At 37.0% G+C, this 12,714-nt stretch carries 8 protein-coding genes; 6 read left to right on the plus strand and 2 right to left on the minus strand.

Annotated elements, in window-relative coordinates:
- Window positions 1-46 precede the first annotated feature (46 nt).
- Entirely contained in the window at window positions 47-2,137 is a 2,091-nt protein-coding gene (locus ACFIMP_RS00520) for a lytic transglycosylase domain-containing protein (RefSeq protein ID WP_375612953.1), read from the plus strand.
- Window positions 2,138-3,105: 968 nt separating this feature from the next.
- On the opposite strand, the gene ACFIMP_RS00525 is transcribed toward ACFIMP_RS00520, so the two are convergent.
- A complete protein-coding gene (locus ACFIMP_RS00525) occupies window positions 3,106-3,876 on the minus strand; it encodes an energy transducer TonB family protein (protein WP_375612954.1) in 771 nt (256 codons plus the stop codon).
- A 243-nt stretch (window positions 3,877-4,119) separates the two neighbouring features.
- Between ACFIMP_RS00525 and ACFIMP_RS00530 the strand changes: the two genes are divergently transcribed.
- From ACFIMP_RS00530 to ACFIMP_RS00550, 5 genes are all read left to right on the plus strand, one after another.
- Entirely contained in the window at window positions 4,120-6,297 is a 2,178-nt protein-coding gene (locus tag ACFIMP_RS00530; RefSeq protein ID WP_375612955.1) for a TonB-dependent hemoglobin/transferrin/lactoferrin family receptor, read from the plus strand.
- A 263-nt stretch (window positions 6,298-6,560) separates the two neighbouring features.
- Entirely contained in the window at window positions 6,561-7,604 is a 1,044-nt protein-coding gene (locus ACFIMP_RS00535) for a hemin-degrading factor (RefSeq protein ID WP_375611207.1), read from the plus strand.
- A gap of 18 nt (window positions 7,605-7,622) precedes the next feature.
- Complete coding sequence (locus tag ACFIMP_RS00540; protein WP_375612957.1) at window positions 7,623-8,525, plus strand: heme/hemin ABC transporter substrate-binding protein; 903 nt, start codon at window positions 7,623-7,625, stop codon at window positions 8,523-8,525.
- Window positions 8,526-8,530: 5 nt separating this feature from the next.
- A complete protein-coding gene (locus tag ACFIMP_RS00545; RefSeq protein WP_375617630.1) occupies window positions 8,531-9,628 on the plus strand; it encodes a FecCD family ABC transporter permease in 1,098 nt (365 codons plus the stop codon).
- Window positions 9,625-10,458, plus strand: coding sequence for a heme ABC transporter ATP-binding protein (locus ACFIMP_RS00550; protein ID WP_375629313.1), 834 nt, complete (start codon window positions 9,625-9,627; stop codon window positions 10,456-10,458). The genes ACFIMP_RS00545 and ACFIMP_RS00550 overlap by 4 nt, the downstream gene beginning before the upstream one ends.
- A 1,119-nt stretch (window positions 10,459-11,577) precedes the next feature.
- Here ACFIMP_RS00550 and bgtC read toward each other — a convergent pair.
- Window positions 11,578-12,552, minus strand: coding sequence for a gene transfer agent tail collar protein BgtC (gene bgtC, locus ACFIMP_RS00555; RefSeq protein WP_375631689.1), 975 nt, complete (start codon window positions 12,550-12,552; stop codon window positions 11,578-11,580).
- Window positions 12,553-12,714: the final 162 nt, after the last annotated feature.

The raw sequence follows: 12,714 nt of genomic DNA on the forward strand, positions 1-12,714 counted from the left end.
AATCCTTAAGTTTTTACAAAAAGCAAGGTCTCAAGGTCTTTTCTCTATGCGTGTATTTTCCACCTCTCTTTTCGTATCAACCTTTACTACACTTATACTGGCAATAAGAATTTTATTTTCAAGTGCATACGCGCAAACACCCCTTTTGCAAGGGAAAGTACCAATCCCTTTGGTTCGCCCTACTCCCTTTACCGCAAAAGAAGCTCAAGAATCTCTTCAACAGATACACACTACATCACACAATACTGCTACACTTCAGCAACTGAAAACTGGGCTAGATGCACTAGCAAACAACAATATTGCAAAAACAATAAATCTTCGTAATTCAATGGAAAAACATAGCCTTGATCGTCATATTTTGACATGGGCGCTGGGGGTGTCAAACCAAGCTAATATACCCAGTTCTGAAATATTTAATGCAATCAACATGCTAAAAGGATGGCCCGGTATAGAAACGATGCAACGCAATGCTGAACGTGCTTTTCTTAACGAAACCAACGTCACACGCGCAATCATCCAAAAATTTTCTCATCACCCGCCCCAAACAGCACAAGGGATGGCTCTCTTCGCTAAAGCACTTATCGCAACGGGACAAACCACTCGTGCTCAACACGTTATTGCGCCATGGTGGCATAAAACACAGCTTAATGCAAAAGAAGAAGTATTTGTTCTTAAAAATGCAAACGCTGCATTAAAACCTATTGATCATTTGAGACGCATGCAGTTTATGCTCTATGCACATCGTTTTGATTCAGCAGCACGCGTTGCAAAATTAGCCCATGCTCAATCTCTTTTTAATGCTTTTGTGGCCGTTGAAAAAAATGATCCTAGAGCTACACAAAAATTAAAAGCTGTAGAGAGATCATGGCAAAAAGATCCTCTTTTTCAGTTTGCTCGAATACGCCATCTTCGACGAACAGAGCAATATGATGCAGCAGCAGCACTCATGATGAAAACATCAAAAGATGCATTCCGCCTTATGAACCCTCATTCATTGTGGAAAGAACAACGCGCCCTTTCTCGTGAAATGCTCGATTTAAACAAACCAAAAATTGCTTATCAACTTGTTGCAATGCACACTGGTATAACATCTGCATTAGCCGTCGATGCTGAGTTTCATGCAGGGTGGTATGCACTACGGTTTCTTCATAACCCTAAATTGGCAATGCAGCATTTTTCACGTATTCCTCAACTCTCTTCTTTACCTTTTTATGCATCACGTGGATATTACTGGATGGGACGAACAGCAGAAACGCTAGAAGAACATCAAAATGCCCAGCAATACTTTCATCGCGCAGCTCATTTTGGTGCAACTTACTATGGTCAATTAGCCGCTGCACGACTCAACCAAAAAAAGCTTAAAGTTTTCTTTCCCAAACCAACAACCGCTGAGCGACAACATTTTAGTGCACGAAAAGCGATCAAAGCAATTCAACGTCTTGAAGCAGCCGGCTATGCTGATTTTGCTAAAATTTTTTATAGAGAGCTCGGAAAAAAAATAGAAAGCCCCGGTGAATTAGCTCTTCTGGCTGTTATGGCAGAAAAAAATGGAGACTATTATACCAGCCTCAAAATTGGAAAAATGGCTGTTTTTCAGGGGAAAAATGTCGGTGCACTCTCTCATCCTCTGGGAGCTATACCAGCTTCTGCTAATATTTCTGTAGAAGAAAAATCGCTTATCTATGCCATTGCACGCCAAGAAAGCGAATTTAATCCAACAGCCATATCAAAAGCAGGTGCACAAGGTATACTCCAATTGCTTCCTACAACAGCAAAAGCACTGGCAAAAAAATACTCAATCGCATGGTCTCCTAAAAAATTTAGCAGTGATGCTCATTATAATGCAACATTAGGTGCTCATTTTCTCAATGAACAATTAGAACGTTTTAATGGATCCTATATACTAACTCTTATTGGCTATAATGCGGGTCCCCGTCGAGTCAATGAATGGATAAAACGTTATGGCGATCCTCGAGGTCAATCTCTCGATAACGTCATTGATTGGATTGAACGTATTCCTTATACAGAAACACGTAATTACGTGATGCGTGTCATGGAAAATTATGGTGTCTACAAAGCAAGACTCACTGGGAAAATAGATATAAAAACCGACTTGCTTTCTGGTCGACGGAAATAATATGCCTTAACTTCCCAAATAGCATTTGAAAGCGTTGATAAGAAGTGTTTTTATTCCTTTTTAAATAGTACCATACCCACTTTCTTAGGACGTATAAGAAAGTAATTTTAATTGATTCAGTATTAATAAATTCGAAATGATGAATTATCATTATAAATCAACAGGTAGTACAAATAATTCATTTCTTCTCAACATAGACGACAATATCATAGAGATTACAAATATAGGAGAAGAGTGAAACAAATAGCTCATCCTTTTACTGTTGCTTATTAGTCAATATTCAAATCTTGTGAAACAGCATCTTTTAAGACTATTTTTCCTGCTTATAACATTGCTATAACAAATAAGAGTACGTTATTATATATATCGTTTGGATTATCTCTGATAACAGAAAGACAGACTCATTGAGTTAGAAAGCCTTAAAGACAAACAATTCTCTTCTGCCCCTTCCCTTTTCATTCGGTTCTACGACTTTTAAATATGTCAATATCTTTTAATGATGAAGATGAAGCTTTGCTTTTTTTTCTTATTTTTACATATAAGCTCACATCCTTCACACAAAACAGAGCATCCCAAAATAGTATGTTTTTCTTATTTATATTATTGTTTTATTTTAATGTTTCTAAGTCCATTTCACAACGGTGTATCTGAAAAGTACTTACGAAAATCCTCTCACAAATGGTATAAAAATCGATTAGACCTTTAATTAATAAAAGCTATAGCTCTATCATCCCTTAACTCCCAATGTTGCAAAAGCCCTTTCATTTAGAGCACTCATAAGAAGTATATTCACTGCTTTTTAGAAGTTTTTTATCCATGCTCCTCCTCAACTTGTATCATAAGTAAGCGGATGGTTTTGATTGATTCAACATCAAAAAAATTCGAATAAATTATATTTGAACTTTCATTAAAATTATAAACAATCATTATAAATCAATATATTATAAGAAAGCGCCCCGCATAAAAAATCAGCTAAATATTAGGGATACTCTAATTGTTTTATTCACTTTTGATGGTGGTGGTGGTGGAAAAGAACCAACGCGTCGAAGGGCTGCCATCGCTAATCGATCAAGTTCCGGGTCACCAGCAGAGACTGCTACACGACTAGAAAAAATACTCCCCTGCTCATGCACCATAAATTCTAACTTCACCGTTCCTTTTGTACGATTGGTGCGCTGTCCCACAATATAATTTTTTTGCCTTTCTAATTGTGACTGTACCTTTGCTAACCACTCCATTAACAACATATCTTCAAGCCCTGCTGTCCCGCCGCCCTTGTTGATGGAAGAAGAACGTACCGCCTTTGCATTGGAGCGCTTTACTACAGCCTTTGGCATCGGTATTGTTTTTTTGATAAACGCTTTATGCTCCACTTTTTGAGGTAGGGGTTCTTCCAAAGGCTTTAAGTCATCTTGTTCTACTATATGCTGAGGTTCTTCCGATTGAACTTCATCCACGGATTCCAATCCTTCTGACTCCTGCTCTAGGAGATCAGACTGTAATACTTCTTGCTCTGTATTAATATCCGACTCTCTATGAATATCTGGCAAGTCTGTATCAACATCCGGATATACAGTTTCTTGCACAAAAGTCAGCATAATCTCCGATGAGAGCAAACCATTACTTATACCAGTACTTTGAAAATAAAACTGTGCTGCCAATAATACATGCAAAAAGAAAGCCCCAATAAATGCACCAATCCAAAGAGTTAATAATTGTTTCGTATTTGCAAAATTCATCGTTTCTTCTGCCACTATTTTAAGCTTAATATTGGTGTTCAATCTCATTAAAACAGGCTATTTTGAAATTGCAACTTTTTTCTTGACTGATTTTGTCATGTTTAATATGGTCTTCTAATGATTTTGTGCCGTTGTCAAAATCATTCCTACTTGGCTGGCAAGTTTTAATCAGTGAGTCCAGCCTTTTTGTATTAAAAAAATTTCAAAACAGAGAGGGGATGTTTAAAAGGGTTATGATGTGTTATGCAAATAAGACGAAAAAATATCTATAAAAGCTGTGTAATTTTAAGTGCATTATCGGTCTGTATACCTTCATTTGTTTTTGCACAAAATAAAGATGGAAGTGCTGTCACTGAACTTAAACCAATCCTTATTAAAGGAAAAAAAATAGAAGATGCTTCAAATTCAATAACCATTCTGACTGATCGTAAGACCAACAAGAATATTGATGAAAGACAAATAACTGATGTTTATGATGTGAGTCGTCTTAATCCTTCCGTATCCTATAACTCAGAAAATAACAGTTTCGTTATTCGGGGTTTAGATGCAAACCGTGTTCTTACGACAATGGATGGTATTTCTCTTCCATGGTTTAATGATATATTCCGTGGTGGAGGTGGAAACACAACTTTTGATTTCAATGCTCTTTCTACGTTTGATACTATTCAAGGATCAGATTCTAGTCTTTATGGTTCTGGCGCCTTAGGGGGAATCATTGCGTTGCGTACCCTTGATCCTGAAGACCTGATCGTGGAAGAAAAGAATTGGGGAAGCCTTATAAAAGGTGGTTATAATTCTGTTGATAACAGCTGGCGCATCGATCAAGCTTTTGCTGTGCGTAATTACCGGACATTTTTACTTTTTCAAGGATCTTATGTAGAAGGTCATGAGCGCAAAAATATGGGAACAGTAGAAGGGTATGAGGAACGCACGCGCAAAAACCCTTCTCACTTTGATAAAAATAACTTGCTTTTTAAAATTCATCAATATTTGAGTGATAATCACCGCCTTGGTTTTACCGCAGAGCGTTTTGGTCATAATAGTAACACACATGAATTAAATTCGTCTAAAAGATACGCTCCAGGTTCCGTTTATGAGCAGGATAATAAACTTCGTGAGCGCTTTTCTCTTTCTTATAATTATAATGGTAATGGTGATGCAGTTCTTGATGCGTTTAATGGGCAGCTTTATTGGCAAAGGCAATCAAGTCGTTACGTTATGACAGGCGTTCGTGTTTCAGCTCCCAAAGGGGATTATTTGAGAGATAATTTCTTGCGTAATATCAATTATGGTTTCAATGCTGATGCCCTTAAAAAAGTGGATTTTGGCACTATAAACCATACGTTAAAGTTTGTAATGAATGTTTCGTCATCTAAATTTCATCACTATTTGTTAGGTAAAGACAATTGTCATATAAAAGAATACGCTCGGGGATGTCTTTTTGTTCCTGCTAATCGATCAGATTCACCAGACACAAATGGTTACAATTTAGGTTTTGTTTTTGAAGATGAAATTGGGTTGGTTGATGATCGTTTTCGTGTAACACCAGGAATCCGGTATGATTGGTACAAATATGTTCCTCAGAAAACACCTTCTTATGAGAAAGCACTGATTTCTGATAAATTCCCTCCAGAAAGAAGTGGTTCACGCTTTTCTCCTAAATTACGCGTGGAGTGGGATGTTCGTAATCAAGTAACGCTCTATGCTCAGTGGGCACAGGCTTTTCGTGCACCACGTATTTCAGAACTTTACGTCTCTTATATCAAACCTTCTGCTTATTACGTGAAAGGGAATCCTGATCTTCAACCAGAAACAAGCAATGGGTATGATGTTGGTCTACGGTATGGAAATGTAAATTTCGGTGGTTCCTTCAATGCCTTTTTCAATCAATATAAGAATTTCATAGATACTGAGGATAGAGGGCCATCAGAGGAATTTAGATTTGCGCGTCGGCATTACATGAATCGTTTTCACGTGCAAATTTTTGGTGTTGAGACAAAAGCCCATTTAGTTCTTAAAAATGGTTTTCATACCAATGTTGCTCTTGCTTATTCACAAGGAAAAGATCTTGATAAAAAGGAGTATCTTAACTCAATTCCTCCTTTGAAAGCAGTTATCGGATTAGGATATGCAAAAGAGGTTTGGGGAAGCGATATTTTCCTTACTTTGGCAGCTAAACGTGACAAAGTAGCCGGAGAATCTGATTACCAAAAAATTCCAGGATATCATGTCGTTGATATGACAGGGTGGTGGAAACCATTCGGTGAAACGGGACCTATTCTAAGAGCCGGTGTTTATAATCTTTTCAATACAAAATATTGGAATGTATCTGAACTTCCTTCAGGTAAAAGTTCAACACCAAAAGATTATTATAGCCAGCCTGGTCGTAACTTTAAGGTGTCGTTTGTACAAAAGTTTTAGTCACTTCTGTTAATTATTCGGTCAATAAAATCGTATTGATAAAAGGATTAATTATTGTGTTTCTATTTTCAACGTCTTTAAAATTACAAAGATTTGGTAGAAAAGTTTTAATTCTTTCTGTTTTATCGTTTTTTGATTGCTCAGCTGTTGGCGATAGAGTGTTATTTTGTGATAGATTGAACTCTTAAAAGAATTTAATTTATTGCCTTGGAATTGTAAAATTTGAAAGTTAGTTTTTGAGTTAAGTAACATAAGGTAAATTCATGGCACATACAGCTGAAATGATTCTTCGTTTGCGTGAAGAAAAAAAAGAAATGCGAAACCGCGATTTTGCGGTTTCGATTGGTATATCTGAAGCGGAGCTTATTGCGGCTTATTGTACCATTGGAAAAGCAAAAAGGCTACAAACTGATGTTGCTACTCTCTTGGAAAATGCACCTCGACTTGGAACCGTCATGGTCTTAACTCGCAATGAATATGCTGTTCACGAAATAACGGGACGCTTTGAAAAAATTGTTCAAAACGAACATATTCCTATCACACTTGGTGAAATTGATTTGCGTATTTTTACAAAACAATGGAAGTTCGGTTTTGAATATGATGTCGTTATTCTTGGAAAACCTACAAAAAGTCTGCAATTCTTTGATCAACATGGCGTTGCTATTTTAAAGGTCTATTCTAAAGATATGACAAATATGGAAGAGTGGAATAAACTTGTTGAAAAGCTCCTTCTTGAAGATCAGTCTCCTGTTCTTAACATTCTTCCCGTTTCTCTCCCAGCCCAATGTGACATAACAGAATTGGATATTGAGAGTTTTCGGGATCGTTGGCGGAAAATGACAGATGTACACCAACTTCACAAAATTATTTCCGAATTTAAAATTAATCGACATCATGCTGTAAAATATGTTGGTAATGAATTTGCCGATGAATTACAGGTAAATGCTGTTGAAATAATGCTTAACCAAGTCGCACAACAAGAACTGCCAATCATGTGTTTTGTTGGGAATAAAGGGTGTATTCAAATTTTTAGTGGGACTGTAAAAAATATTAAGCAAATGGGACCTTGGCTTAATGTTCTTGATCCAAGATTTGACCTTCATTTACTCACGTCCGGGATTGCTAGAGTATGGCATGTTCGCAAACCTACCCGTGATGGTTATGTCAGTTCACTTGAAGTTTTCGATAAAGATGATGAGATGGTTATTCAATTTTTTGGCGTACGCAAGGAGGGTCAAAAAGAACGTGAAGATTGGCGTTCTTTATTGAATAGTTTGCCATCATGCCAAGAAAACAGCAGTAACTAAGATAAGATAAGGTTAGACATGTTCATATCTCTTTTACATAGGTTATCAAACCTTTTTCTTACGTGTTTACTGCTCTCTCTTACTTGTTTTTCTAAACAAGTAATTGCTGAACCTGCAACGCGTTTTCCTGAAAATGCTCGAATTGTTTCTATCGGCGGAGCACTTACAGAAATTGTCTATGCATTGGGAGCCCAAGATCAACTTGTCGCCCGTGATAGTACAAGCGTCTACCCACAAGAAGCGCTCAAGCTTCCTGTGCTTGGATATATGCGTGCTCTTTCACCTGAGGGGGTTTTATCACTTGCTCCAGAGGGTATATTGCTTGTTGAAGGAAGTGGTCCCGCTTCAACAATTGATATTCTCAAAAAAACATCAATACCTCTGGTGATCATACCAGAAGACTACTCCCGTGAAAATGTGATAGAAAAGATTCGCCTCGTTGGTCAAGCCATTCATCGCGAAGTGCAAGCGGCGGCGTTAATTGAGAAATTGAAGCGTAATTTTTTAGACAACGATGCGCTTTTGGCGAAAGTAACAACACCAAAGCGTGTTCTTTTTGTTTTCTCTGTGCAAAATGGACGCGTCATGGCATCTGGAACAGGTACTGCAGCTGATAGTATGATCAAACTTTCAGGTGCTATCAATGCTATCACCGATTATAAAGGATATAAACTTCTCAACGGCGAAGCATTATTGAAATCAGATCCTGATGTTATTTTGCTTGTAAAACATGGTGCAAGATCAACCAGCATTGATAAGATTTTAGCCATACCGGCAATTCAAGCAACAACTGCAGCGAAAAATCATGCCATAAAACAGATGGATGCTATGTATTTTTTGGGATTTGGTCCACGTACTGCAGACGCATCAAGAGAGCTTATTGAGATACTTTATGGTGCACATCAAAACGGTAAGAGCTGATAAAAATGGTAGACGGTACATCCAGGATGCATTTACCTAAAGAAAAAGAAGGTAAAAAAATAAACCGTTCAAAACAGGGGAAGATTTTATTATTAAGCTTAATAATATTCCTTATTTTCAGTATTTTTGGTGGGCTCTTGAATGGTGCAGCAAAGGTTTCTTTCGTTGATCTCCTCCATGTGATGCTTACACAAGATTTTTCGGTAAGTAGTAAAACGCGTGATTACCTCGTGCTCATCGACATAAGGCTTCCCCGTGTTATCTTGGGATTATTGATTGGAGCAGCTTTAGCTGTCTCCGGTGTTCTTATGCAAGGGCTTTTTCGTAATCCTCTTGCAGATCCCGGAATTGTAGGTGTATCAGCAGGTGCTGGACTTGGAGCAGTCTTAGCAATTGTTGTCGGCATTGCTTTTCCTGTTTCTTTTGCACCTTTTCTAGAGCCTTATAAAGTTATCATAGGTGCTTTTTTTGGTGGACTTTTATCAACGATTATTCTCTACATAATAGCAACGCATAACAGCTTTACCTCTATTGCAACCATGCTGCTTGCTGGTATTGCTCTTGGTGCATTAAGCAGTGCTGTTGTCGGAACATTGATTTTTGTCGCAAATGACCAACAACTGCGTGATATCACTTTTTGGAGTCTGGGCTCTCTTGCGGGCGCTACATGGTTGAAAGTATGGCTCGTTCTCCCTTTTATCGTTATTGGTCTTCTTTTCTCTCCCTTTTTATCACGAGCACTTAATGCCCTTGCTCTTGGAGAAGCTGTTGCTGGCCATATTGGTTTCCATATTCAACGCGTCAAAAATATTGCTATTCCCCTTGTTGCTCTTATGTGCGGTAGTGCTGTTGCTGTCAGTGGTGGTATTGGTTTTATTGGTATTATTGTTCCTCATATTTTACGTCAACTCATAGGTCCTGATCATCGCTATCTCATTCCTTGCTCTGCTCTCTTGGGAGCAGCATTACTTATTTTTGCTGATATGTTTGCACGCTTAATTGTTGCCCCCGCAGAATTGCCGATTGGGATTGTAACAGCACTTTTTGGTGCACCTTTCTTTCTATGGATCCTTATATGCAAACGAGGAACAGACTTTTCATGATTGAAGCGACAAATATTTGTGTTCAGCGCGGAAAGAAGCAGATTCTTAAACACATTAATCTTCAAGCTAAAAGTGGTGCTTTTACCATTATTATTGGTCCTAATGGATCAGGAAAAAGTACTTTTATCAAAGCTCTGAGTGGTGAAATTCCTTACAGTGGAAAAATAACCTTAAATGGTTATAATGTATGCCAAACAAAAACTCATGTAATGGCAAAAATGCGCGCTGTACTACCACAATCAACAACGCTCGTATTTCCATTCTTAGTCCATGAAGTTGTAGGGCTTGGCCTTTCTGTAAACCAATTTAGCATTGCCAAAGCCGAATTGCAAAATCTTATCCAGAAAGCTTTAGAGTGCGTTGACCTTTCTGATTATGGCAACCTGTATTATCACCAATTATCAGGTGGAGAACAAGCTAGAGTACAACTTGCCCGTGTACTTTGCCAAGTCTGGAAACCTGTTCATAATGGGATTCCTCGCTGGATGATATTAGATGAACCTATTGCTAGCCTCGATATTCAACATCAAATCATCGTTATGGATATTGCTAAACAATTTGCTCATTCTGGTGGCGGCGTTCTTGCTGTTCTTCATGACCTCAATCTCGCGGCACATTATGCAGATAACATGATCTTGCTCAAGGAAGGTGAGATTTATTGCGAAGGAAATGCAACTAATGTGTTGACAACACAAAATCTCCGCAATGTTTATCATTGTTCTTTAAACGTTTCTGAATTACCTAAAGAAGATATCCCTTTTATACTCCCTCAAACGACATCCTCCTATGAAATTAGATCTCTAGGCTATCGGCTTCAATCTAAAAACTAAAGTCCATAGCAAAATAAAACACGCAAATATTCAAGAATCTTTTTTATTTTCATATGAACTCCTTTTTGTCATCTGTCATTAAAAAAGAAGACCAATTACCCTAAAGATATTTTTGGAAAAAAATACCAGTTTAAAATCTTTTAAGATTTTACGTAACTAAAAACATGTGAAATTTTATTTGCTATCAAACTGTTATATCATACAAATTTATACAACATAAACATGCGTTTTCCCACTCTTTCTATCACTTTTATCTTTATAAAAATGATTCAAGAAATGCGTATAAATGCCTTTGTTATAATAACGGGTGTATTATTATATCTTCTAAGGACCATATAGAAATCAAGTACCTTTCTCCCCTGCATAAAAGATTTATTTGTAGCTTTAATGGTAATGTTTTCTTTATAATACATATACTTTAGCTTATTTGTATAAATAAATATTGATTTACAATGATATTTTTACTTTTCTCTCTCTATTAAAAAATTGTTTATTGGCATATCACAAAGAATTAACCTATTGAATAAAAACTTTAAAATAAACTCAATAACGCTTTTTGTAAGCCCCCTAATGCAAAAACAATGCGGAATATAGGGATGAGGAGAGAGTATAGAAATAGCGTTTGTCTTCTGCTTCATAAGCATAATGATGATTCCACTCAAAGGGGAACTATCATTTACAGATAAAGCCTCCTACCATGGCAATGCAAAGAAATGAAATCGACAACAAGGTGAGAAATATCTTTATAAGATGAATTAACTCATACAGGGGTATGCTATTTTTGCACAAAAAACGCTAAAAATATTGTACTTTTTTATGCCTCAGGTTGAATAATTTTATTACCTTCCCCTATCAAAACACCTTATGAAAAAATATATCTCCAGATCTCTTCACGGCACAGTTTAAATGATTTTTACACATTTTCCCTATGTTATCATATAATTATAAAATAAATTATATCCTTAACTCTTTCTTTCAATCATTTTAAAATTGTTTTTTGACTCTCTCAAGTATCCTATTAACAATATAGATTTCCTTTTCATATGTAAAAAATAACGCGGAATTGCTCCGCGTTAACAAAATTATCAAGGTGTATAGATTATTATTACTTAAACATACTCATGATTTTATAGCATAGACAACGGTTGTATTAACAGGGCGCGTTTCTGCCTCACCCGTATGGGAAAGAGTTACCTTGTGTGTATGTGCACCAGCAGAAGCTGTTCTCCCTTTCAGGGTCGTATTATAAGTATAATGATTCGGGAGTCTCCCAATATCACCAACGGGCCATCCTACCCCTTGATACTCAAAATTATGCGCATGCTCGCCTGCGTTTTCAATACTCCCAATATGCGTATGTGATTTTATGCTATCTTGTTGTTCATCTGCAAACTTTCTACCACCATCTAAACCCCGACCATTATCAAAGCCGCGTAAAAACATGCCTCTAAAATCAGGAACTTTAAAAGTTTTATTGCTGTCTTTTCCCCATTTATCACCTATTGCCTCGAATAACTGCGGATAATCTTCACGCTTATAGGCCTTACCATCACATAAAAGCCAACCATTTGGCACATTTTGCATAGCAAATGTTGCAATGAATCCAGAGGGGAAACTTTCTATCTTTGGTGGTGTAGGGTTTAATAAATACCAACCCTCATGCTCTTTTATTAAAACACCATTATTGTATACCATTTCATAAATGCCATCTGTTTGAAATTCTCCACCTTCTAATGGTATAACCCCCGTATCAGTGGCTTTATAGATAAGCTTTTCTCCTATATTATTAACAGTTATTGTTGTCACGCCAATATTTACACCACAAGCTTTAAAACGTATGACGATATCATTGTTGTATTTCTTTATAGGCGAAACTGTCTTTAAGGTAATTAATGTTGTTTTATCTTCCAAATTTACTATAAAGCTTGAATTAATAGATCCACCATTATCTGCAAGATATTCGCGCACGCGCTGCATCATCGCCCTTGCACTATCATTAACAGAACTAGGCGGCTGTCCTTCTGCCCAATTAATGATACTATCTGAATAAGCATTTTCATCAGCCTTTAGAGACCAATCATAGATATTAGACATTTTAAATCCCCCATTATTTTCATAGTTTTTCTAACAACTTCTCGTTCTGTGCACTAAAATGTGCTGCCGCTGTTGATTGGTACATCATAACCACTGCACCATCCTTATTTACGCATTTTATCTCTCTTCACTCCTTCCAATTTTATAACCTAAATTCACCAG

The organism is Bartonella sp. AP65SXKL (assembly GCF_042195725.1).
In the GTDB taxonomy this organism is placed as follows: domain Bacteria; phylum Pseudomonadota; class Alphaproteobacteria; order Rhizobiales; family Rhizobiaceae; genus Bartonella.